Below are 23,290 nucleotides of genomic sequence, written 5' to 3' on the forward strand. Positions count from 1 at the left end.
TTAAAATCCATCTAAGTCTGAGATAAAGTCATCCCAGCTATCTGTTGGTTGCTCTTTAGGTGTAACCTTTTTGTGTTCTACTGCCTCGCTCTGAGCTATTGATTTCTGCGAGTCGCTACTAACATTTTGATGCTTAGCTAACGCTTTACCCCCTTTTACCTTTGAGTGTTTTGGCGCATTTTTTAACTCTTCAAACTCGTTTTGGATTTTATTATGAATAAACATACGCGCTTTTGCTAAGCCTACATTATCGATAGAGCCCGAAATAAAATCGCGATGAATACGTATATTTATTTTATGCTGATTTAAACTTAAATTTTGGGTGTAACCGTTTGGATCTATGCATGGCACTTTTATGTAATGCTCTAGCTTATCGAGGTAAACGTATATATAAGAAATATCATCAGGGTTTAATTTAATTAAAACTTCTTGAGATACTTTATGGCTAAATTGCTTTCTATAATTGGCCAGTTCAGTACTGTCGTAGCTTAAGTTTTCTAGCCGTATTCCACCTTTACGAAGCACCCGATGATTTGAAATGCTGAGCACAACATCTAGCTGTTGAAGATCATCATTACTCAGCACTGTTGGTGGTAACGTATTAAAGCCTTGATCCCATAATTGGCTTGGTATGTACTTAAATCGGCTGTCGGCATCTTGATGGTAAACGTCTACTACCCATTTATGAAATAACTGCATAAAGGTCGTAAAGCGCATGATTGCATCTTTTTTGGGATTGTATTCATGCTTTTCTAAAATATTAGAAAAGGTTTTACCGGGAACTGGATCTAATAACTCAGTGTTAATTGTGCCGAACATACGTTCTACAAAGGGTTTTAACCAAGGCTTTGCGACAGGGTTATATTGAGTATTAATGCCTATTTCTTCACAAGCTAGTTCAAGGCTGTTACTCCAAAATTCAGCGCCATTATCAACTACGAGTGTTTCAATTTTACCTGCACACTTCCACTCATTAATCGTATCTGGGTATAGTTTTGCCACTTCATTTTTAGGTTTCATCGCATTTAGCATTGCTCGCCTTACTGCATCATAGCTAGGCTCACTGAAACTAAAGTAATAGCCAACAATACAATGGCTATACACATCTACTAACATGGTGAGTGTTGGCCTACCAAGTGGGATGTGCAGCTCATCATCTAATAGAATAAGATCAAGTGGTGTATGGTCAATCTCAACTTTTTCGAGTACTCGGGTAGGCCGTGTATGCCCTTCTACTTTATTAAAAGCAATATCAGCAAGGCGCTTACCATAACGAGCAATCATTACTTCGTATTGTGGTAAGTTATCTATTCTGTTTTTAAACGCTTTGTATGTTAAAGGCTTTAAATCACTGCCAACAACACTGTCGTTTTCAATAATAACTAAGTCTTTATAGAACTTGTAAGCCGAAGCCACTGATGGTTTTTCTTTTACTAAGTAACGCTCAAGTGCTTTTTCAAAAAACTTATCGGTTGCTGTATCGCGCGTTCTATTACCTTTTTTTTGGTGGCTTGGTATTAGCACCATTATATTTTTATCCGCATTTGTATAAGCGCTATACCATCGTGCGGCGGTTCTCCAACTGGGCTTTTTTTCTCCCTCAACTTCGGGCATTAATTTTAATAAAGGCTCAAGGTTTTTTTGTGTCCAACCGCCTTGAATATTAACCTCAAGCCATTGAATATATTTAAGCTTAGCAAATGTTGTATTTTTAATTTTTTCAGGAAGGGCTTGTAAATCTTTGGCGTAATTTTGAGGGAGTTTGGTTTCTACTTTTGGTAATGGCTGGTTAAACTCATCATCAAACAAACCGTCATTAAACATTGTTAGACCAAATTGCTGTTTCTATTGATATTTCATTTGTAGTTAAGTCGGCAAATAACTGCCCTAGTGATAATAAGCGTAGCACCGAAGCAAGTAGCTCACCGGCAGTTACTTTTAAAAAGTTAACTAACTGGCCCACTTTAATAGAGCCGTATTGCTTAACAAGTTCTAGCACCGATGCTTGCAGCTCTGTTAAAGACTGAAAACCAGAGTAGCGATGTAAAAGCTTTAAGTTATTGAGTGTTGGGTATACACGGATTTGTTTATCTGTAACCAGTATTAAATCACGTCCATCTTGCTTAGCTATGGCTTGCTTTTCAATAAAACGTGCACGAAAGTCCTCTTCGACAATTTTACTTTGCGGTTTTACTTCAATAAATTTTTGCGTGCCGTCTGTATGGGTAAGTAAAAAGTCAGGTGTGTAAGGGCAAATACGGTTATCAAACTCATATTCGTAACCTAGTGGTTGTGCTTCAAATGCAACTATTGATGGTGAAAATTCAAAATGAAAACAAGCATCAAACTCTAAAGAGGATTGAACTAAACAAGTAGATTTATTTTTTTGACTAGCAAATTTATGATTGTGATTAATTGGAGAATTTTTGATTTTTTTTACGTACATGTGAGTCAACCATCTAACCATTTGGTTAAATACTAGACTATGCCACCTTATACTTCCAATTTATGCCATCTATTAGTACAAATATGTCAACTTATACTTCAAACAACACCCAAATGAGGAATTTGGGTGGCAGTCTTACCAGCCACATCTCGGCACACACGTCACAAACTGTGGCTGCTCCCTTCCGGGCCTGACCAGGTTCGCCTGCTAGTGTTGCGAGAGGACCAATAAGACTACCATTGAGGGCCTTGGTTGGCGCGGGAAGGATTATCTCTACTTTTGCCCTGTTATTCAAGGGATAATCTAAAAAGAAAGTGCGATTGCATACTTCATATACAATCGCGACGTATTTAGCTGTTTTAGTGCGTATTAATTGTTCTCTAACTGCGCTTTTATATCACGAAGTGCTGCTTTTACTTTTTTCATGTTTTCTGGACCCATACGTAAAAGCTGTTTTTGCGCAGCAGGTAATTGCTCCCACTCCGAAAACGCATACTGATACGTCACTGAATCGCGAAGTAACGGCAAGTCACCTTCAGGCTCTGGCGTATCAAGTAATAAATCGATTGCATCGGTTAGCGTTTGATTAAACTCGTCATCGCCGTAACCAATTTCACTGTATGCATTATTTATAAGTGGCTTGTACTCTTCGTACATGCGAACGGCTTGCGCTGCACTCATACTGGTAAATATTTTCACATACGGGGTATAACGCTCGTAGCTGTTAGGGTTAATTGTGAGGATATCCCCTTCATTAACGCTAAATTTCTCTTCTGGCTGTACAACAGGCGTGTGCTTTTTAGCTACCTTACCTTTAGCTAGGTTATCTACAAATACAACACCACGGCGAATTACATCGTCGGTCACCATTAGGCTCATTACTGAGTCGCTTAGGTACTCATCCATTTTAGCAACCACAACTGCATCACTTTCGTTAAGTGTTGGTAGTGGTTTTACTTCAGGCACTGGCTCACTTGGGCTTTGTGCTGGTACTTCAAGCTCGGCTGGTTTTTCTGGCATTACAGATGGCGCGTCTACCACTGGGTCATTCTCGGGTTTAAGCTCCATCATAGGTTGCTCTTTAACTGCGGGCTCTACCTCAGTGCGTGTTTCTTGCTCGTCACTTGGTGTGAGCAATACGAAGGCGGCCGCACATGCTACGACTATTAAAATAATAACGGCGAAAAGAATATTGTTATTAGGTGGACGTTTTTGAACATCTGATGCTTCTGGTTTATCTGACATACGAACTCCATAAAAATTAAAATGCGATATCACTTAGAGTACGCTAAGTGGATTAAATTCATTCTTACACAAATACTATGACATTTTATAATACGGCAATTATAGCAAAGTAAGTTACCTACTAAATTGGGTGATTAAATAATGTAATAAGCATTAGGGCAGTTATCCTTTGATTCTTCTAGCTTAAAGACTTACAGTTAATAAATAAAGTAAAGACGTAGAACAGTTTAACCACCAATATGAAAATCAAGCAAGTTGATCCACAAAAACCTAAAACTGCCTTATTACTTACAGGTGGTGGCGCACGAGCTGCTTATCAAGTCGGTGTGCTAAAAGCGCTAGCTCATAGTATGCCTCGTACTGCTCCATTGCCATTTAGAGTAATAAATGGCACCTCCGCTGGCGCTATTAACTCAGCTGCATTGGCATGTTACGCTTCTTGTGCGCATTTGGCTGTACGAAAGCTTGAATCAGTTTGGAAAAACTTTTCAACCTCTATGGTCTATAAAAGTGACTTTTTAAGCGTGTTTGGTCATATTGCTCGCAATATCTTAACGAGCTTTCAGTCAGAGCATATTAACCACCCGCCAGCGAGTCTGCTAAATAACCGCCCTCTGCGTAGTTTATTAAACGAGATTTTAGATTTACACCGCATTGAGCGCAATTTACACCGTAATTATTTAGATGCGCTGTCGATTACAGCCTCAAGTTATACAACGGGTGACTCGGTTGCATTTTTTCAATCTAATACACAAACATCTTGGCAACGTGCTAAACGCGAAGGCCGCGCAACTCGTATTAATGTTGAGCACTTAATGGCATCAAGTGCCATTCCTATGGTGTTTCCAAGTGTAAATATTTATAACCATTACTTTGGTGATGGCTCTATACATCAACTTTCTCCGCTGAGTCCGTCGATTCATTTAGGCGCTGAAAAAATATTTATTATTGGGGTAGACCAACCTAAAGAATTACACCCGCCGGGTTATTCGCCACATTATCCTGGACTATCTGCTGTTGCGGGGCATTTACTAGACAGTGTATTTACCGACACTATGCAATCGGATTTAGAGCGTTTGGCTCGTGTTAACCGAACATTAGGGCTATTACCCGCTCGTGATAAACATCAAGAACTTAAACAAATAGATACCTTTGTAATTAACCCTTCGCAAAACTTTAACGCAATTGCAGCGCAGTATTACGACGATATGCCATGGGCCATTAAAGTATTGCTACGTACCATAGGTGTTAAAAAACATTCGCAATCGAGCTTAACCAGTTATCTATTGTTTGAAAAACGCTACACCCAGCATTTAATGCAAATTGGTTATGAAGACGGTATGAAAAAATTACCGGAGATACGCAAGTTTTTAGAACTAGATTAAGCCCAAACAGAAACGTTATTCTATTCCGTCGAGCAGGTAGTGCTCTACCCGCTCAACACGCCTTGGTTTACCTTGTAACACTAAAACGTCATTAGCCAATAAGATTGTTTGTGCTGATGGCGTGTCTATTTCGGCCCCTTCTCTGCGCAGTGCTTTTACCAGTACTCGACGCTTTTCTAAATTTAGATTTTCGATTGTTTTATTAACTGCATAAGCTTTATCAGGCAGAGCAACTACATGTAAGTACTCTAACCGGTCACTTGATGTATCTTCGTTATCTTTAAAATAGCCTGCATAAAAGCTTTGCATTAACGGATAACGATTACGACGCTCTTTACTTACTCTGCGCACAATACGCGTCATCGGTACTCCCGACATAGACAACACATGCGACACGAGCATTAAGCTTGCCTCTAACGACTCAGGTACTACTTCGGTTACACCTAGCTCTTTTAAATAATCTAGCTGGCTATCGTCACGGGTACGAATGAGTATTTTAACATTGGGTGCTATTTGCTTTATGGCATCAATAACAACTTGTGCATGATCAAACTCTGTAAAAGTAATAATAACCAAGCGAGCTCGCTCTACTCCTGCGCACTTTAAAATATCTTTTTGTTTAACATAGCCAAATATGACAGGCTCACCCGCCGCTTTGCCTTCTTGTACTAAAATTGGGTTACTTTCAATCGCAACATAGTCAATTGCTTCGGGCTTTAAAAAACGCGCTATAGTTTGCCCAACTCGCGAAAAACCACAAATAACAACATGGTCGCTATAAAGCGTACTACTTTGTGGCTCACTCTCGAGCGCCAAACTTGGGCGATCGAGTATGCCTAAACGCTTTAAAATTACTGGCGTTTTATCAATCAAAAATGGAGTAAATGCCATTGAAAGCACACCAAGGGCAATTAAAAATGAAGCTTGCTCTGAGTTTAATAATTGATGCTGGCCAGCAAGTGCAATAAGTACAAAGCCAAACTCCCCCATTTGCCACAGCATAATGCCACAGGCGAGTGAATCTTGGTTTCGCTCATGCATTAGCCGCGCGCTAAAGGCTACCACTACAATTTTTAATACCAGTAAACCCAGCAAGGCACCAATAATTATTATGATATGCCCTAGTACAAATAAAATATCTAGCTGCATACCAACAGTAACAAAAAATAGCCCCATTAAAATATCGCGAAATGGGCGTATATCGGCCTCTAACTGATGCCTGTAATGGCTCTCACCTAACATCATTCCGGCTAAAAAAGCACCTAGCGCCATAGACAAGCCAAACATATACGTTAAAAAACCTGCAAACAACGCGACTAATATGGTGGTAAGTACAAATAACTCATCGGTTCGTACTTGCGCTATTTCTTTAAACACAATGGGCAATACCCACTTACCAATTGCCCAAAGAAGCACACATACAAATGCGCCTTTACTTAGGGCAAACGCTAAAGCCCAGCCAATACTTTGAGAGTCACTTGATGCAAATAAAGGAAGTATTATTAATAGAGGAACGACAGCAATATCTTGAAAAAGTAGAACACCAACAGCCAATTGCCCACGGCGCTGATTAAGCTCACCCGTTTCTTTTAATAGCTTAACAACCACAGCAGTTGAAGAAAGCGCCATAATTGTGCCAATGGTAAAGCTGGTGAGTAATGAAAAGTTTAAGCAATATAGAATAATAATGAAGAGTAAACTGGTTATACCTACTTGTAATGAGCCCAAACCAAATACTAGATTTCGCATTGCCATTAGCCGAGAAACAGAAAATTCTAGCCCTAAACTAAATAACAAAAATACAATGCCCAATTCAGCCACAAACTCTATTTCGTGAGATTGTGTAAGCCAACCAATACCATGACTACCGGCTAAAACCCCCGTTGCTAGGTACGCTAAAATAGGCGGCAAGCCAATGCGCTTAAAAAACCACACAAAAAGAACTGCCGCGACTAATAAGCCAAAAATTTGAGCATTAATACTTTGCAAATGCAGCCTCGCGTTTAAATTAAACTAGTAGCTTGTAAGTAAATATAACAACCATATGTTTTTCATGCAATTTTAAAATATGGCACAAAAATAGCTTAGTTATTGCAAAGTAACACCCTCGGGGGAGAATTTAATGGAAAACGTCCATATTTTGACGCAGCGTGTGTCTGGTCGCAGTGATTTTTTGCCGTTTTCAGCTGAACATTCGCCAACAAATGAAATAACTGAAACGCATGAACTCGTCGCAGAGCTACAAACAAGCTTAGTGATCGAGGATGTTCTGGCTATTTACGCTAAATTTGCAAAACAATTGCTCAATTTTTCTGGATTGCAGTTTCAATCAACTTTAGGTACTGCTCAAACATCACAAAGTGATACAAGTAGTACACCCTATATTTTTGATTTAGCGATTAATAAAGACCACTTAGGGCAGCTAATCTATTTTAGTAAATTCCCGCTTGGTCACGCAATTGAGAAAAAATTACATACATTACATACTGCGTTGGTTTATCCACTTCGTAATGCGATGATGTATAACCGCGTACTAAAGCTTGCCACAAAGGATGCGTTAACCGGTTTAAATAATCGTAGTCAATTTAATGACTTTTTACTTCAAAAGCTTGAAAACTGTCGCCGTTATCAACGTCCATTTAGTTTAATGTTGCTTGATTTGGATAACTTTAAACAAGTTAACGACAACTTCGGCCATAAAATTGGTGACGATACACTTAAAGAATTTTCAAAAGTACTGTGTAGTAGTATACGCGGCACTGATTCGGTATTTAGATTTGGTGGTGATGAGTTTGCTTTACTTATTGAAGACCCTGAGTTTACAACTAATAAAGTGATTGCTGAGCGTATAATGTGCTTAGTAAGAAAATCGCCATTAATGTCTAAGTATAAAGTAACAACCAGTATTGGTTTTACTTTAGCTAACAGCCAAGATTGCGAAACTGAGATATTTGCTCGAGTAGATAAAGGTTTATACAAAGCAAAGGCATCAGGTAGAAACTGCGCAAAAGCATATTAGCCTTTACTTAACTGCATTAAATAAAAAAGCCTAGCTTCCCCCGCTAGGCTTTGCACTTACCAATTTATAAATAAACAACGCAGCACAAAAACCAAAAAAGAACCCGCTAATTAAATTAAGTAATGCAGTAATAGTCGCAAGCGGTGTAAATAATACTAAAAGCAGTGGCAGGCTCACGCCTAAAATAAAAAACAATCCACCTTTACCTAACCAATAAGCTAATAAAAGTACTGCAGATGCAATCCCACCAGCGACTGCATAACCTAACGTAACTATATTTAACTCAAGTAAAACATTAGCGATAACAGCAATAAGCGCTGTTATTAGCATACCCATTGGCGCTTTTGTTACTAACGATAAGCCAACATGCGGCTGTTTACTCATTTATTTACACTCCCAAACAATACCATTTTCATCAACATGCTTAGCACTTATAAAATAACCAACCACTTGAACTAATTCATCATTATAAAAAATAAGTGGCACACTGGCGCGTAGCCACGGCGCTATTTTTGCATCTTTAAACCAATGCTTAACTGTATTACTACCAGGCTTTTTAAATGGTTTAATACGTGCGCTATTACAATTAAAGCGCACTATTACTTGCTCATTTGAGTGTGGAGGTCTTACTCCAAAACCAATGCTTTTAATTAATAAGCGCCCGTCTGCAAGTTTTAGCTGCGAATGATTCAGCTCAATATCAGTTAATACTTCGCTTGGTGTTACAAAATACAAATAACCTTGATGGCGACGTATTTGCCCATCGAGCAAATCAATACGCATTTGTGCGTCGTTTTTTGCGCACATTGCTTGATTAATAATTTGCTCAAGCTGCTTTTGCGATGGCATGACTTGTGTAAATAATGCAAGCCACGCACGTACTATATTTGCAATACGCGCTGAGCTGTATTCACTTATTTGGCTAATGCACAGTGCTTGGTGCTCGTTAATACACTTATTTAAATCAAGCTGAGTGTACTCATCAAGTAGTGTTTGCTGCTGTTGTAGTAGCTCAATACTTCGTGCTGTACATTGTTCAAACCCAGTAAAGCGCTCGGCTAACACAGGTACTATTTTTGAGCGTAAAAAGTTACGGTCAAAACTTTCATCTGTATTTGAGTCATCAGTTATGTGGTTAATACTAAAGCGCGCTGCAAACGCTTCTATATCGCTTCGCTTTACGTTTAACAATGGCCTAAAACATGCACGGCCACTTTGCAGAAAACGCGCTTGGTGCATGGCGCCAAGCCCTTTTAAACCCGAGCCACGCTTTAAGCGCAGTAAAAACGTTTCTACTTGGTCGTTTAAATGTTGGCCCAATAAAACAATGCTGCCTTGTGGGCTTAGCTCATCAAGTGCTTTGTAACGTGCATCGCGAGCTTGGGCTTCAAGGCTCGTACGCGACTGCTGCTCAATTACAACTTTTGCGACTTTAAAAGGCACATCAAGCTCAATACATACATTCTTGCAAAAGCGTTGCCAGTCATCAGCATACTGGCTCAAGCCATGGTGAACATAAATAGCCGATACATCAATTGCAGGATTATCGGCTCTTAAAGCACGCATTAAATGCAGCAACACCACAGAATCAACACCACCAGAAAGCGCCACAGTAAAAACAGTGTTACCTTGCTCAATATAGCTATTTAGTGATTTTTTTAATTGCTGATAAATTGCTGTTGTATGCATATGGCCGCACTTTTATATAAAAACTCTGAACATTTTAAAGCAAAAAAGCCGCATAAGCGGCTTTTTTAACAATTAATGTGTTTAGCAATAACCAAACGACATTAAACGTTTGTAACGTTGATCAAGCATTTCTTCAAGCGTAAGCGCTTGTAAGTCTGCTAGGTCACGCTTAAGGCGTACTTTTAAGTTACGTGCCATAGCATCGTAATTACGATGTGCACCACCTAGTGGCTCATCAACTAAGTTGTTGATTAAGTCTAGCTCTTTAACGCGCTCTGCAGTTACACCCATTGCTTCTGCTGCAAGCGGTGCTTTGTCAGCGCTTTTCCAAAGAATAGACGCACAACCTTCAGGCGAAATTACAGAATAAGTGCTGTACTGCAACATGTTAACTCTGTCGCCAACACCAATTGCTAATGCACCACCTGAACCGCCTTCACCAATAACCGTACATATTGTCGGCACTTTAAGTGACGCCATTACTTTTAAGTTACGTGCGATTGCTTCAGATTGACCACGTTCTTCAGCGCCAACACCTGGGTATGCACCTGGTGTGTCAATAAAGGTCATGATTGGCATTTTAAAACGCTCAGCCATTTCCATTAAGCGTAATGCTTTACGGTAACCTTCTGGCTTTGGCATACCAAAGTTACGTTTAATTTTTTCAGCAGTATCACGACCTTTTTGTTGGCCAATAACCATTACTGGTTCGCCATCTAAACGCGCAATGCCACCTAAAATAGCTGGATCGTTAGCAAAAGTACGATCGCCAGCAAACTCGTCAAATTCCGTGAAAATGCGCTCGATATAATCTCGAGTGTAAGGACGCAACGGATGACGTGCTAACTGTGATACTTGCCAAGCGCCTAAATTAGAAAAAATCTCCTGTTTTTGTTTGGCACTTTTTTCTTTTAATTTGCTGACTTCCTCTTCTAACTCAAGGTCTAATTCGCCAGCGCGGCTGATACTTTGTAATTCTTCAATTTTTGCTTCTAATTCTGCAATTGGAAGCTCAAAATCAAGATAATTGAGGCTCATGCTCTAAACTACCTAATTAGTTAAATTCTAGTTCTACATCTTGCGCAGCCATTAGTGATAACTTATGGATTAAGTCGTCACTTGGCGTAACACACCATTCGATCCCAAGAGTTAATTGCGCCAACGCATCTGGACGTTGGTAATAAACCTTGATCGGACACGTTCCCATTTTATAGGGTTCGAGTACTTTTTGTAATTTATCGAAGAAACCTGCCTCGATTTGCACCATGTTCAGCGTCATTTTAATCGCTTTAATACGCTTTTCACGCGCTTGAGCAATGGTGTTTATTTCTCTGGCGGTCATTGTAATACCACCGGAGAAGTTATCAAAGCTGACCTGTCCAGATATTACCAGGATATTGTTAACTTGGAGCATATCTTGGTACTTTTCAAACTCGTCTGAATACAAGCGTACATCAATCCGTGCACTCTTGTCATCTAAAGTTACTAAGGCCCAACGATTTCCTTTTTTATTAATTAATACTCTAGAAGCAATAACTAAACCAGCTGCCGTTGCAAACACATCACGATTAGTTGGCTGTAAATCAACTATTTTTCCGCTAGTGTAATGCCTAAGCTCACGGCGGTACTGATTTATTGGATGCCCAGTTAAATAAAGGCCTAGCGTCTCTTTTTCGCCATCTAACCACTCGTTATCAGTAAGCCCTGTGGCTTTAATAAAAGCTTGTTCAACTTCATCAGGCTCAGTGGCTAATAAACCAAATAAGTCACTTTGTCCTAATTGCTCAGCTTTGTTGTGTTGATCGGCCGCACGCATAGCATCTTTTAAACTGGCTAGTAATGTAGCACGCCCAGATTGGGTTTTCTCTGGTCCTAATTGATCCAAAGCACCTGCGTAAATTAATTTTTCAGTAACACGTTTATTTAAGCGTTTTAAATCAACACGGGCACAAAAATCAAATAAATCTTTAAATGGGCCGCCTTTTGCACGCGCTTCTAAAATTGCTTCAACCGGAGCCTCACCTACGCCTTTTATCGCGCCAATGCCGTAAACAATTTCACCTTCAAGGTTTACTGTAAACTTAAACTCACCTGCATTTACGTCTGGTGGTAATAAGGTGAGCTTCATGTTTTCACATTCATCCACCAAAATAACTATTTTGTCGGTGTTATCCATATCGGCCGACATTACCGCAGCCATAAACTCTGCAGGATGATGCGTTTTCATCCACAATGTTTGATACGATACGAGTGCGTAAGCTGCTGAGTGAGATTTGTTAAAACCGTAACCTGCGAACTTTTCTACCAAGTCGAAGATTTTTATCGCAAGCTCGCCGTCAATGCCGTTATTTCTTGCGCCATCTTCAAATGTTGAACGCTGCTTTGCCATTTCTTCGGGTTTTTTCTTACCCATAGCACGACGCAGCATGTCGGCGCCACCTAGCGTGTAACCTGCCAGTACTTGCGCAATTTGCATTACTTGTTCTTGATACAAAATAATGCCGTAGGTTGGATCAAGTATTGGTTTTAAGCTTTCGTGCTGATACTGCGCATCTGGGTATGAGATTTCTTCGCGGCCCAGTTTTCGGTCGATAAAGTTATCTACCATGCCTGATTGCAGTGGACCTGGTCGGAACAAAGCCACAAGTGCAATCATATCTTCAAAGCAGTCGGGCTTAAGGCGGCGTACTAAGTCTTTCATACCACGCGACTCTAGCTGGAATACAGCGGTCGTTTCAGCGCGAAGTAACAACTCAATACTTTTTTTATCATCCAGTGGAATGGTGTTTATATCAACGGGGTCTTTACCTTGGCGCTTCATGCGCACATTGGTCATATCGACCGCCCACTGCAATATAGTCAGTGTACGTAAACCCAAGAAATCGAACTTAACTAAGCCGGCTGTTTCTACATCGTTTTTATCAAACTGTGTTACTGGAAACTTACCTTCGTCATCGCAATAAAGCGCAGCGAAGTCGGTAATAGTGGTTGGCGATATTACTACGCCACCCGCATGTTTACCGGCATTACGTGTACACCCTTCAAGGATGCGACACATGTCGATTAAGTCTTTTACCTCATTGTCGCCATCGTAGGCTTCTTGCAAGCGCGGTTCTACATCAAACGCTTTGGCAAGTGTCATCCCGGGGTCACCCGGAATCAATTTTGAAATTCGGTCAACAAACCCGTAAGGATGGCCAAGCACTCGCCCTACATCGCGTATTACCGCCTTTGCAGCCATGGTACCAAAGGTAATAATTTGCGAAACCGCATCTCGACCATACAAAGCCGACACGTGATCAATTACTTCGTCTCGTCTATCCATACAAAAATCGACGTCGAAATCGGGCATTGATACACGTTCAGGGTTTAAGAATCGCTCAAAGAGTAAGTCAAACTCAAGTGGATCAAGGTCGGTAATTTTAAGCGCGTACGCAACTAACGAACCCGCACCTGAACCACGACCAGGTCCAACTGGAATATTATTATCTTTACTCCACTGAATAAACTCCATTACGATTAAGAAGTAACCTGGGAATCCCATTTGGTTGATTACACCGAGCTCAATTGCAAGACGCTCATCGTATTCTACACGTTTTACTTTTCTATCTTCTTCGTCGGGGAATAAAAACTGTAGTCGCTCTTCTAGGCCGTCTTGTGACACTTTAACTAAAAAGTCTTCAATTTTAAGCGAGCCGGTTGGGTAATCAGGTAAAAAGTAAGTACCTAATTGCACAGTTACATTACAACGCTTAGCGATTTCTACGGTATTTTGTAGGGCTTCTGGAATATCGCTAAACAACTCAGCCATTTGCTCAGGTGTTTTTAGATATTGTTCTTCAGAGAACCGTTTAGGGCGGCGCTTATCATCGAGCGTGTAACCGTCAAAAATAGCAACACGAATTTCGTGCGCTTCAAAGTTTTCGGGCTTTAAAAACACCACTTCGTTGGTGGCTACAACCGGTAGCTGCTCTTTAGCAGCAAGCTCTACCGCCATGTGTAAGTAATCTTCTTCAAGCGGTCGGTTGGTGCGAACAAGCTCTAGGTAGTAGTTATCGCTAAAATGCTGCTTATAAAAACTAACAACCGATTCAATTACAGTCGGATTATTTTTTAATAACGCTTTACCTAAGTCACCGTCTTTAGCGCCTGAGAGAATAATTAAGCCTGCTTTTAGCTCAACTAACCACTCGCGGTCAATCACAGGGCGATGAAATACATGCCCACGCTGATACGCTTTAGATATTAATAAGGTAATGTTTTTATAGCCGTCGTTGTCTTTGGCTAATATGGTTAAGCGGCTTGGCTCATCAGGAAACTCTGGGCTACGAACCCAAAAGTCAGCACCCACTATAGGTTTAATACCTGCATTATGCGTGGCGCCATAAAAACGCACTAAACCACAAAAGTTCATTTGATCAGTAATTGCAATGGCTGGCATTTGCAGCTCTTGCGCTTTTGCGACTATTGGCTTTGTTTTAGCAAGGCCATCAACCATCGAAAAGTCTGAATGAACTCTTAAATGAACAAAATCAGGAGCAGCCATGCTTAGCCCTCACCATTGGCTTGCGCCAAAACGCGCTGCACAGGTTTAAAGCTTTTACGATGCTCGTCAATTGCACCGTACTGTTCAAGCGCTGCAAAGTGCGCTTTAGTGGGATACCCTTTGTGCCCTGCAAAACCATATTCTGGGTGGCGTTTATCAAGCTCAAGCATTTCGTCATCGCGCGCTACTTTAGCTAAAATAGACGCTGCTGAAATTTCGGCCACTAAGCTATCACCTTTAACAACAGCTTGTGCTGGCATAGTGAGTTTTGGCAATCGATTACCATCTATAAATACAAATTCAGGTTGTGTGCTTAATGCCTCCACTGCGCGACTCATGGCAAGCATCGTTGCGTGCAAAATATTTAACTCATCAATTTCTGTTGGACTGCAGCGTCCATACGCGTAGCACAATGCTTTTTCTTTTATTTCAATTGCAAGTGCTTGGCGTTTTTTATCCGTTAGTTTTTTAGAATCTGCTAAGCCTGCAATTGGTTTAGTGGGATCTAAAATGACGGCGGCAGTGACTACATCACCAACAAGCGGGCCGCGCCCTACTTCATCTACACCAGCAATTAAGGATACATTGGGTCTATCAATTTGCATTTATTAACTCCGCCACAGCATTGGCTGCTTGTTCACTGGCATTTAATCTAATTTTTTCGTGAATAGCTAAAAAGCGTGCTTTTAGCTCTTTGTTATCTGTGTTGAGCATAGGGGTAAGTGCGTTTGTTAAGTTAGTCACATTACACTCGGTTTGTAAAAACTCAGGCACAAGCTCTTCGTCGGCTAATAAATTAGGCAGCGAAAAGTACTTAATATTAAACGTAAATAAAGTTTTAAAAATCCAATAGCTCAAAGGCTTTATTTTATAGCCCACAACCATTGGCTTTTTATAAAGCATGCCTTCGAGTGTTGCAGTGCCCGAGGCTAATAAAATAGCATCAGCAGCTTGCATCGCTAATTTAGATTGCCCATCAAGCAGGTTAACATTAAGTTTCGGTGCGGTAGCGTTTAATATATCACTAAACTGCGCTTTGCGTTTTACGTTAACCAACGGCACCACAATTTTAAGGTTGGGGTTTTTAGCTTGCAGCTCTGCGGCTGTTTTAATGTAAGTTTCGCTTAGTAAACCAACTTCTGAGCCTCGGCTACCAGGAAGTAACGCCAGTACTTTGTCATCAAGGCTTAAGCCGAGTTCTGCACGTGCTTTAGTATCGTCGTGCTCAAGTGCAATGTCGTCAGCCAAGGTATGTCCTACAAATGTACATGGCACTTGGTGTTTATCGTAAAACTCTTTTTCAAATGGCAGTAACGCAAGCACTAAGTTAGTGGCTGCACTTATTGTATGTATACGCTTTTCGCGCCACGCCCAAACAGATGGACTTACATACTGTACTGTTTTAATGCCCGCATCTTTAAGTGGCTTTTCAACGCGTAAGTTAAAATCGGGTGCATCAATACCAATAAATACATCAGGTGGGTTATCTACAAAATGCTGCACGAGTTGTTTACGTATTTTAAGCAAACGCGGCAAACGCCCTAGCACCTCAACAAGCCCCATTACCGAAAGCTCATCCATGTCGTAAAGTGTTTTACAGCCCTGCGCTTGCATTTTAGGTCCTGCTATTCCTTCAAAAATGGCGTCCGGAAAATGTTTTTTAAGGGCTTTAATTAAACCTTCACCTAAAATATCGCCCGACAGTTCACCTGCCACAATACCAATTCGTAGTTGTTTTTTATCTTTATTCATTTGATTTTATTTCACAAGTAAACCAGGCGTTCATGCTTGTTAGTTTACCGTGTTTTACTGTTTGGTTAAACGCTTTAAATAACTGGTTTTTTATCACGTAAGTTAAGGCTTTATGTTGTTTGTTTTTAATACTGATGTAGCATAGGAAATATATATTAAGTTTTACTAATATGTATGTTGACAAAAATTGCACAAAAGTAAATACTATTACAAACTTTCAGTAATTACTGAAAGTTCATTAAACCTTAACTTTGCCAATTAAATGTTGCCCTGTTAATCCGTCACTCTCAAGGAGCCAATAATGATAGATGAAACCTTTGTGGATCTATCGCGATTACAGTTTGCTGTTACCGCTCTCTTTCATTTCTTATTCGTACCGTTAACGATAGGTATGACCTGGATTTTAGTTATTATGGAATCGGTTTATGTTATGACCGGTCGCGAAATTTATCGTGATATGACTAAGTTTTGGGGAAAATTGTTTGGTATTAACTTTGCAATTGGTGTGGCGACAGGCCTTACCATGGAATTTGAGTTTGGTACTAACTGGTCTTATTACTCCCATTACGTAGGTGATGTTTTTGGGGCTCCCCTGGCAATTGAAGGTTTAATGGCATTCTTTTTAGAATCGACCTTTGTAGGTATGTTCTTTTTAGGCTGGGACAGACTCTCTAAACGCCAACATTTAGGTGCAACCTTTTTAATGGCCATTGGTACTAACATGTCGGCGCTGTGGATTTTGATTGCCAACGGTTGGATGCAAAACCCAGTAGGTGCTGAATTTAACTATCAAACCATGCGCATGGAAATGACCAGCTTTGCTGAGCTTGTGTTTAATCCTGTAGCACAAGTTAAGTTTATTCATACCGTATCAGCAGGTTATGTAGCTGCATCTATGTTTGTACTGGGCATAAGTAGTTGGTACATATTAAAAGGTCGTGATTTAGCGTTTGCTAAACGTTCTTTTTCGGTCGCATCGGGCTTTGGTTTAGCATCAATTTTATGTGTAATTTTACTCGGTGACGAATCAGGCTACGAAGTAGGCGAAGTCCAAAAAGTGAAACTTGCCACAATTGAAGCCGAATGGCACACAGAAGAAGCTCCGGCTGCGTTTACCGCATTTGGTTTTCCTGATTCAGAAGAGCAAGTAACACATGCGGCGGTTAAAATACCTTACGCACTTGGGTTAATTGCTACGCGCTCACTAGATGAGCAAGTAACGGGTATTAACGACCTAGAAAAACAACATGAAGTACGTATTCGCAACGGTATGATTGCTTATGAATACCTTACAAAACTCAGAAACGGTGAAGATACGCCAGATAATATTGCCAAATTTAATACTCTAAAAGATGATTTAGGGTATGGCTTGCTACTTAAGCGCTACACACCTGATGTTGTAGATGCTACTGAAGAACAAATTCAAAAAGCTGTTAAAGACTCTTTTCCTAAAGTAGGCCCTATGTTTTGGTCATTTAGGATTATGGTTGCCTGTGGTGTGGCCATGCTAGGTGTATTTATATTGGCATTTTACTACAACGCACACCGCGTTATTGAGCAAAAACGCTGGTTGTTATGGGCTGCCGTATTGAGTATTCCACTACCTTGGATAGCGATTGAGTTTGGCTGGATTGTTGCCGAGTATGGTCGTCAACCTTGGGCTATATCTGAAATACTGCCGACCTTTTTAGCCACGTCGTCACTAACAGTAAACGATATTTTAATTAGCTTAACTGGGTTTATTGTTTTCTATACTGGTTTAGCCATTGTTGAAGGCTGGCTGATGATCCGCTTTGTTAAGCAAGGACCAAGCTCGCTTCATACTGGTAAGTATCATTTTGAATTACCAAACAAAGCTGAGAAAACTGAAGGAGAGCAATCATGATTTTTGATTATGAAACATTAAAAATGCTTTGGTGGTTGATCATTGGTGTGCTGCTTATTGGCTTTGCTATTACCGATGGCATGGATATGGGCGTTGCTATGTTGCTTCGCCTAGTTGGTAAAACAGATTCAGAGCGCCGTACGGTAATTAATACCATTGGTCCACACTGGGATGGTAACCAAGTATGGTTTATTACCGCAGGTGGCGCGTTATTTGCAGCGTGGCCTATGGTTTATGCAGCTGCATTTTCGGGCTTTTACTTTGCCATGATGCTAGTACTATTTGCTCTATTTTTTAGACCACTAGGGTTTGATTACCGCAGTAAAGTAGACTCAAAACGCTGGCGTAATAACTGGGATTGGGGTCTGCTTGCAGGCAGCGCAATTCCAGCATTAGTTTTTGGTGTAGCTTTTGGTAACTTATTTTTAGGCGTACCATTTAATATTGATAACTTAATGCGTGTTAGCTACCAAGGTTCATTTTTTGGTTTACTTAACCCGTTTGGTTTGCTTGCTGGTTTAGTGAGTATCACTATGCTAATTGCTCATGCTGGTATGTGGTTACAGCTTCGTACAGCTGATGCAGTAGCAGAACGCTCAGGGCAATATGGTCGTTATTCACTGATTGTGTTTATTATACTGTTTGCAGGCGCTGGTTTTTGGGTTGCTAATTTAACGGGTTACCAAATTGTATCTATGCCTGATACACAAAGTCATGCAGATCCATTAGCTAAAGTAGTAACAACAGCCCAAGGCGCGTGGCTTAGCAATTACAGTGAACGCCCATGGACTATGACCTTTCCTATTTTAGCGTTTGTAATGGCACTAAGTGCGCTATTGTTTTCTAAATCGAACAAACCAGCACTTGGACTTATTTCAACAAGCTTAATGTTAATTGGCGTGATTATGACGGCCGGTGTTTCACTGTTCCCATTTATTATGCCATCAAGCAACAATCCAAATATTAGCTTAACAATTTGGGATGCGGTATCGAGCCATAAAACGCTCAATGTAATGTTTGTTGCAGTGTGTATTTTTGTTCCACTTATTTTAACTTACACCACCTGGTGTTATGTAAAAATGTGGCGCAGAGTAACGGTTGAAGAAATTGAAAACAACACTCACGGTAGCTACTAAGGAGACTAAACTATGTGGTATTTCGCTTGGATTTTAGGTGTACTTTTGGCCTGTACCTTAGGTGTAATAAATGTAATGTGGTACGAATTTCATCAAAATAAAAACAGCATTGCTGATGATGAACAAGCCATGCACGATTTATTAAACGATGCTAACAACACAAAAGATGACGACTAACCCCCGACCAGATCGCGCGCAGCAGCAATCACTGCGCGCTTTTTTAAAGCGTCAAAGTAAACCCGCTGCAGTGTGGTTAAAGTTAAGCATAGCACTGGGTACCTTTAACGCATTACTGATGATTGCAGGTGCTTATTTACTTGCGCAAACTATTCACAACGTTATGTTTGAAGGTAATAATTTAGCCCAAGTTACTCATTTATTATGGCCCTTAGCAGACATTATTTTATTGCGCGCGGTGTTTTTAGCGTTAAGCGAACGCTTGAGTGCATATGCTGCACTTAAAATAAAATCGGCTATGCGCCAAACACTTCTAAATAAGCTCAGCTTACTTGGGCCAAGCTATATAGAACAACACGGCCAAGGCGCTACATTAAATACCCTACATAATGGCGTAGAAGCACTCCACGACTATTATGCTAAATACCTACCTGGTGCTGCTTACAGCGCGCTTATTCCGCTGGCAATATTAGTTGTTATTTTTCCGACAGATTATAAAGCTGGGCTGATATTTTTATTAACCGCCCCGCTCATTCCTTTTTTCATGATTTTAGTAGGCTCAAAAGCCGAAGCTTTAAACCAAAAACGCTGGAAGCAACTTGCTGTACTGGGCAATTACTTTTTTGACCGCGTACAAGGTTTAACTCAACTCAAGCTATTTAATGCAACACGTACCGAGCTTAAACAAATAGCTAAAATTTCAGATGATTTTAGACACGCTACACTCGATGTTTTAAAAATCGCGTTTTTATCATCATTTGCACTTGAGTTTTTAGCCACCATTAGCGTGGCATTAGTCGCAGTAATTATTGGTTTTAGACTGTTTTTTGGCACTCTTGATTTTGCTACTGGCTTTGTGGTGCTACTTTTAGCGCCTGAATTTTATTTACCACTGCGCCAGCTAGGTAGCCATTACCATGCACGTTTACAAGGCATTAGTGCCGCTGCCGATATGGTTGCGATTTTAAATGCACCACTGCCAAGTGACGAAAATGCGTCAGTGACTACAAGCTCGCCTGAAAACAATTTAACTTTAAATGCAATTAACTCCATAAGTATTACCGACCTCAATTTTATATACCCAGATAGTAACGAAGGGATTAAAAATATAAATTTAACATTGCCAAATAAAGGCTTAATTGCAGTTGTGGGCAGTAGTGGCTCAGGTAAAAGTACGTTGTTTGATTGCTTATTAGGGTTTCACCCTGAGGTGATTAACAACCTATCTATTAATGATCAGAGTTTAAGTACAACCGATATTACTTACTTGCAAAATAATATTGCATGGATACCACAACAAGCGACGCTATTTTACGACACCATTGCTGCCAACATTAAATTGGCCAAACCCACTGCCACACAGCAAGAGCTTGAACACGCGGCAAAACAAGCTGGTGTGCTTGAATTTATTAATACCCTACCCGATGGTTTTAACACGCTGATAGGTGAGCAAGGCGAAGGGCTTTCTGGCGGTCAAAAACAACGTATTGCACTGGCTCGCGCATTTATAAAACAAGCACCAGTCTTAGTGCTTGATGAGCCCACTGCGCACCTTGATAGCCAAACAGAGCTGCTTATTCAAGATGCTATTAATGAATATGCTAAAAACAACTTAGTGTTAGTTATTGCCCATAGATTAAATACCGTTAAACATGCCAGCAATATCATTGTGATGCACGATGGAAAAATAGCTGAGCAAGGTCACTTTGAAACACTTGCAGCGCAAAATGGTGCATTTGCTGACTTACTAAAAACGGCTGAACAAGGGGTGGCGCATGCGTAATTTTATTCGCTTATTAAAGCTTTGTGCTCCTCATTACAAAGCTATGCTATTGGGTACATTTTTAGCGACGATTACGGTATTAGCTAATGTGGGTTTATTGGCTATATCTGGTTGGTTTTTAGCATCAATGGCCGCTGCAGGTATTGCAGGCGTGCAAATGAATTATTTTACTCCTGCCGGCACGATTCGTTTTTTAGCAATTGTGCGAACAGCATCGCGCTATGGCGAACGCCTAGTTACTCATAACGCCACGTTTTTATTACTAAGTGAAATACGTACCAATGTCTTTACAACGTTAAGTAAGCTTAACAATGTTGATTTAGCAATGAGCCGCAGCGCTGATTTAGTTAACCGATTACAAAACGATGTAGACGCACTCGATAAATTTTATTTAAACGTTTTACTTCCTATGCTGGTCGCTCTTTTAAGTGTGCCAATCATCATGCTGTTTATGTCGGCCTATAATGGCAACGTCGCCCTTATTTGCTTTACTGGCATTATACTTATTGGTGTGGTTATACCTGCCCTACTCAGCGCAAAGCTCACTAAAAACAGCCATAAAGAAACACAACTGAGTGCACAACTTCGCTCTGAGCTTTCAGATACACTTACAGGCCTTAGAGAGCTTAGTATTTATCAAGCCCGTTCGCAGCAACTTAATAAGTGCGACGAATTAAGCGAGCAGTACAATCAGCAATTATTTATTCGCCACAAAGCACTGGCAAACTCAGATGGATTAAGCTTGTTGGTTGTTCAATTAGCCATGCTTGCTAGCATAGTAACCATTGTCCCACTGGTTTACGCAAGCAGTATGGTAAATGTAGAACTTGCTATGTTAAGTTTGTTTGTACTGGCAAGCTTTGAAAGCGTATTACTACTACCCAACGCGTTTATAGAGCTTCCAAGTGTTTTAAAAGCAGCAGAGCGATTGTTTACACTTGAAGATAAAGCAGCTAGTTCGCAAATTGAAAGTAAACATGTAGACATTGATGAAAACTTTAGCGCGCAAAATCACACGTTAGTACTTAACAATATTAGCTACCAATATGGTGAACAAACAGCGCTAACTAATATCAGTTTTGAACTAATGCCTCAGCAAAAGGTAGCAATTGTAGGTAGAAGCGGCAGCGGTAAAACGACGCTTGTAAATTTACTTACTGGTTTATGGCCTTTGCAACAAGGCAGCATAACGCTAAACAATCAAAATAGCGTTGTTGACTTACATTCGTTAAATAATGATATACGCGCAAATGTTATAAATATACTCGCCCAGCAGCACCATATTTTTGATGGCACATTAAGTGAAAACTTACGTTATGCCGCGCCAAATGCAACCAAAGAGCAAATGATTGAAGCGCTCGCATTAGCTCAATTGAGCCCATGGTTTAATGAGCTAAAAGAAGGTTTAAAAACACGATTAGGCACTGGCGGGCGTAACGTGTCGCAAGGTCAATCTAGGCGTATAGCCATTGCCCAAGCATTACTTAAAAACCCTGCTATTTTAGTACTTGATGAACCAACTGAGGGTCTTGATAATCAATCTAAGCAAGGGGTAATGCAAGCAATAATGCACGTTATGAATAACGCCAGCGTGCTGACAATTACGCACGATCCTGCCCTTCTTGCTCAAATGGATAATGTTGTATGGTTAGAAGACGGCAAAGTAGTCGCACAAGGCTCTCATAAAGAGCTCAGTAGCACTTATCCCGACTATGTTGCGCTAACTACCCGGTTTTAAAACCGTTACTGATACATCAATAACGCCGACTTTAGGGTCGGCTATCTTTTTAAACATACTCTTTGATAAATCAATAATACGACCTCGCACATACGGGCCTCTATCGTTAATTCTTACCGTGACTGATTTATTATTAGCGAGGTTGGTAACAACGACCTTAGTGCCAAAGTCGAACTCTAAATGGGCTGCTGTGGCGGCCTGTTGGCTAAAGCGCTCTCCGTTGGCAGTTGTTCTCCCGTGATATTTGTCAGCATAAAAAGATGCTTTACCAACTTGAGTAACCTCTCCAGTAGATGATTTAACAATAGGTTGGCTACTACAAGCGGCTAACGCTGAAGTAATAAAAAGAGTGACAACTAACTTAGGTAAACGCATAGGATGACTTTTATTATACAAATTAGATGCATACTAACTTGAGCTCGCTGAGTATTAACTGAATTAGGTCTAAACCGTGGGCAATAAAAACCACCTTCGATTTATCATCTAGGG

18 protein-coding genes and 1 other RNA gene are annotated in these 23,290 nt (G+C 40.4%); 7 read left to right on the forward strand and 12 right to left on the reverse strand.

Annotation, left to right across the window (positions count from 1 at the left end; translation table 11 throughout):
- The 4 genes from I6F10_RS07990 to I6F10_RS08005 form a co-directional block, all read right to left on the reverse strand.
- Nucleotides 1–1,824 (reverse strand): Mu transposase C-terminal domain-containing protein, encoded by a 1,824-nt coding sequence (locus tag I6F10_RS07990; protein WP_197098710.1) that lies wholly within the window; start codon nucleotides 1,822–1,824, stop codon nucleotides 1–3.
- Nucleotides 1,817–2,446, reverse strand: a complete 630-nt coding sequence (locus tag I6F10_RS07995; RefSeq protein WP_197098711.1) for a TnsA endonuclease N-terminal domain-containing protein — start codon at nucleotides 2,444–2,446, stop codon at nucleotides 1,817–1,819. Before I6F10_RS07995 ends, I6F10_RS07990 begins: the two co-directional genes overlap by 8 nt.
- A gap of 133 nt (nucleotides 2,447–2,579) precedes the next feature.
- Nucleotides 2,580–2,676: signal recognition particle sRNA small type (gene ffs / locus I6F10_RS08000), an RNA gene on the reverse strand.
- 139 nt (nucleotides 2,677–2,815) lie between these two features.
- Nucleotides 2,816–3,691 carry a DUF3014 domain-containing protein gene (locus I6F10_RS08005; protein ID WP_165742999.1) on the reverse strand — a complete coding sequence of 292 codons (876 nt, stop codon included), beginning with the start codon at nucleotides 3,689–3,691 and terminating at the stop codon, nucleotides 2,816–2,818.
- A gap of 239 nt (nucleotides 3,692–3,930) precedes the next feature.
- Here I6F10_RS08005 and I6F10_RS08010 point away from each other — a divergent pair, with 239 nt between their 5' ends.
- Nucleotides 3,931–5,076, forward strand: coding sequence for a patatin-like phospholipase family protein (locus tag I6F10_RS08010; protein ID WP_002958292.1), 1,146 nt, complete (start codon nucleotides 3,931–3,933; stop codon nucleotides 5,074–5,076).
- 15 nt (nucleotides 5,077–5,091) lie between these two features.
- Here I6F10_RS08010 and I6F10_RS08015 read toward each other — a convergent pair whose 3' ends face one another.
- Nucleotides 5,092–7,065 (reverse strand): monovalent cation:proton antiporter family protein, encoded by a 1,974-nt coding sequence (locus I6F10_RS08015; RefSeq protein ID WP_165742998.1) that lies wholly within the window; start codon nucleotides 7,063–7,065, stop codon nucleotides 5,092–5,094.
- A gap of 133 nt (nucleotides 7,066–7,198) precedes the next feature.
- Here I6F10_RS08015 and I6F10_RS08020 point away from each other — a divergent pair, with 133 nt between their 5' ends.
- Nucleotides 7,199–8,095 (forward strand): GGDEF domain-containing protein, encoded by an 897-nt coding sequence (locus I6F10_RS08020; RefSeq protein WP_165742997.1) that lies wholly within the window; start codon nucleotides 7,199–7,201, stop codon nucleotides 8,093–8,095.
- Between the two features lie 30 nt (nucleotides 8,096–8,125).
- On the opposite strand, the gene I6F10_RS08025 is transcribed toward I6F10_RS08020, so the two are convergent.
- The 6 genes from I6F10_RS08025 to lpxB form a co-directional block, all read right to left on the reverse strand.
- A complete protein-coding gene (locus I6F10_RS08025) occupies nucleotides 8,126–8,479 on the reverse strand; it encodes a hypothetical protein (protein WP_024606283.1) in 354 nt (117 codons plus the stop codon).
- Nucleotides 8,480–9,784 carry a tRNA lysidine(34) synthetase TilS gene (tilS, locus tag I6F10_RS08030; protein ID WP_165742996.1) on the reverse strand — a complete coding sequence of 435 codons (1,305 nt, stop codon included), beginning with the start codon at nucleotides 9,782–9,784 and terminating at the stop codon, nucleotides 8,480–8,482.
- Nucleotides 9,785–9,865: 81 nt separating this feature from the next.
- Nucleotides 9,866–10,822: an acetyl-CoA carboxylase carboxyl transferase subunit alpha gene (gene accA, locus I6F10_RS08035; RefSeq protein WP_002958297.1), complete on the reverse strand. Its 957-nt coding sequence runs from the start codon at nucleotides 10,820–10,822 to the stop codon at nucleotides 9,866–9,868.
- Between the two features lie 16 nt (nucleotides 10,823–10,838).
- Nucleotides 10,839–14,330: a DNA polymerase III subunit alpha gene (dnaE, locus tag I6F10_RS08040; protein ID WP_138488763.1), complete on the reverse strand. Its 3,492-nt coding sequence runs from the start codon at nucleotides 14,328–14,330 to the stop codon at nucleotides 10,839–10,841.
- Between the two features lie 2 nt (nucleotides 14,331–14,332).
- Complete coding sequence (rnhB, locus tag I6F10_RS08045; RefSeq protein ID WP_165742995.1) at nucleotides 14,333–14,935, reverse strand: ribonuclease HII; 603 nt, start codon at nucleotides 14,933–14,935, stop codon at nucleotides 14,333–14,335.
- A complete protein-coding gene (gene lpxB / locus I6F10_RS08050) occupies nucleotides 14,925–16,082 on the reverse strand; it encodes a lipid-A-disaccharide synthase (RefSeq protein ID WP_165742994.1) in 1,158 nt (385 codons plus the stop codon). Before lpxB ends, rnhB begins: the two co-directional genes overlap by 11 nt.
- A 301-nt stretch (nucleotides 16,083–16,383) precedes the next feature.
- On the opposite strand from lpxB, the gene I6F10_RS08055 reads away from it, so the two are divergent.
- The 5 genes from I6F10_RS08055 to cydC are packed head-to-tail and all read left to right on the forward strand — an operon-like array spanning nucleotide 16,384 to nucleotide 22,801.
- On the forward strand, nucleotides 16,384–17,967 hold the full coding sequence (locus I6F10_RS08055; protein ID WP_165742993.1) for a cytochrome ubiquinol oxidase subunit I: 1,584 nt from the start codon (nucleotides 16,384–16,386) through the stop codon (nucleotides 17,965–17,967).
- Nucleotides 17,964–19,103: a cytochrome d ubiquinol oxidase subunit II gene (gene cydB, locus I6F10_RS08060; RefSeq protein WP_165742992.1), complete on the forward strand. Its 1,140-nt coding sequence runs from the start codon at nucleotides 17,964–17,966 to the stop codon at nucleotides 19,101–19,103. Before I6F10_RS08055 ends, cydB begins: the two co-directional genes overlap by 4 nt.
- Before the next feature lie 12 nt (nucleotides 19,104–19,115).
- Nucleotides 19,116–19,280, forward strand: coding sequence for a cytochrome bd-I oxidase subunit CydX (cydX, locus tag I6F10_RS08065; RefSeq protein WP_002958303.1), 165 nt, complete (start codon nucleotides 19,116–19,118; stop codon nucleotides 19,278–19,280).
- Nucleotides 19,270–21,063: a thiol reductant ABC exporter subunit CydD gene (gene cydD / locus I6F10_RS08070; protein WP_197098712.1), complete on the forward strand. Its 1,794-nt coding sequence runs from the start codon at nucleotides 19,270–19,272 to the stop codon at nucleotides 21,061–21,063. Before cydX ends, cydD begins: the two co-directional genes overlap by 11 nt.
- Entirely contained in the window at nucleotides 21,056–22,801 is a 1,746-nt protein-coding gene (gene cydC / locus I6F10_RS08075; RefSeq protein WP_197098713.1) for a thiol reductant ABC exporter subunit CydC, read from the forward strand. Before cydD ends, cydC begins: the two co-directional genes overlap by 8 nt.
- Here cydC and I6F10_RS08080 read toward each other — a convergent pair.
- On the reverse strand, nucleotides 22,784–23,176 hold the full coding sequence (locus I6F10_RS08080) for a septal ring lytic transglycosylase RlpA family protein (protein ID WP_149602336.1): 393 nt from the start codon (nucleotides 23,174–23,176) through the stop codon (nucleotides 22,784–22,786). The genes cydC and I6F10_RS08080 overlap by 18 nt on opposite strands.
- Between the last annotated feature and the right edge of the window lie 114 nt (nucleotides 23,177–23,290).

The organism is Pseudoalteromonas sp. SWYJZ98, assembly GCF_015864495.1.
Lineage (GTDB): Bacteria > Pseudomonadota > Gammaproteobacteria > Enterobacterales > Alteromonadaceae > Pseudoalteromonas > Pseudoalteromonas distincta.

Bases quoted from the DNA above. Each gene is read 5' to 3' on its own strand.
- I6F10_RS07990 (WP_197098710.1), bottom strand. From the start codon at position 1,824: ATGTTTAATGACGGTTTGTTTGATGATGAGTTTAACCAGCCATTACCA.
- I6F10_RS07995 (WP_197098711.1), bottom strand. From the start codon at position 2,446: ATGTACGTAAAAAAAATCAAAAATTCTCCAATTAATCACAATCATAAA.
- I6F10_RS08005 (WP_165742999.1), bottom strand. From the start codon at position 3,691: ATGTCAGATAAACCAGAAGCATCAGATGTTCAAAAACGTCCACCTAAT.
- I6F10_RS08010 (WP_002958292.1), top strand. From the start codon at position 3,931: ATGAAAATCAAGCAAGTTGATCCACAAAAACCTAAAACTGCCTTATTA.
- I6F10_RS08020 (WP_165742997.1), top strand. From the start codon at position 7,199: ATGGAAAACGTCCATATTTTGACGCAGCGTGTGTCTGGTCGCAGTGAT.
- I6F10_RS08025 (WP_024606283.1), bottom strand. From the start codon at position 8,479: ATGAGTAAACAGCCGCATGTTGGCTTATCGTTAGTAACAAAAGCGCCA.
- tilS (WP_165742996.1), bottom strand. From the start codon at position 9,784: ATGCATACAACAGCAATTTATCAGCAATTAAAAAAATCACTAAATAGC.
- accA (WP_002958297.1), bottom strand. From the start codon at position 10,822: ATGAGCCTCAATTATCTTGATTTTGAGCTTCCAATTGCAGAATTAGAA.
- dnaE (WP_138488763.1), bottom strand. From the start codon at position 14,330: ATGGCTGCTCCTGATTTTGTTCATTTAAGAGTTCATTCAGACTTTTCG.
- rnhB (WP_165742995.1), bottom strand. From the start codon at position 14,935: ATGCAAATTGATAGACCCAATGTATCCTTAATTGCTGGTGTAGATGAA.
- lpxB (WP_165742994.1), bottom strand. From the start codon at position 16,082: ATGAATAAAGATAAAAAACAACTACGAATTGGTATTGTGGCAGGTGAA.
- I6F10_RS08055 (WP_165742993.1), top strand. From the start codon at position 16,384: ATGATAGATGAAACCTTTGTGGATCTATCGCGATTACAGTTTGCTGTT.
- cydB (WP_165742992.1), top strand. From the start codon at position 17,964: ATGATTTTTGATTATGAAACATTAAAAATGCTTTGGTGGTTGATCATT.
- cydX (WP_002958303.1), top strand. From the start codon at position 19,116: ATGTGGTATTTCGCTTGGATTTTAGGTGTACTTTTGGCCTGTACCTTA.
- cydD (WP_197098712.1), top strand. From the start codon at position 19,270: ATGACGACTAACCCCCGACCAGATCGCGCGCAGCAGCAATCACTGCGC.
- cydC (WP_197098713.1), top strand. From the start codon at position 21,056: ATGCGTAATTTTATTCGCTTATTAAAGCTTTGTGCTCCTCATTACAAA.
- I6F10_RS08080 (WP_149602336.1), bottom strand. From the start codon at position 23,176: ATGCGTTTACCTAAGTTAGTTGTCACTCTTTTTATTACTTCAGCGTTA.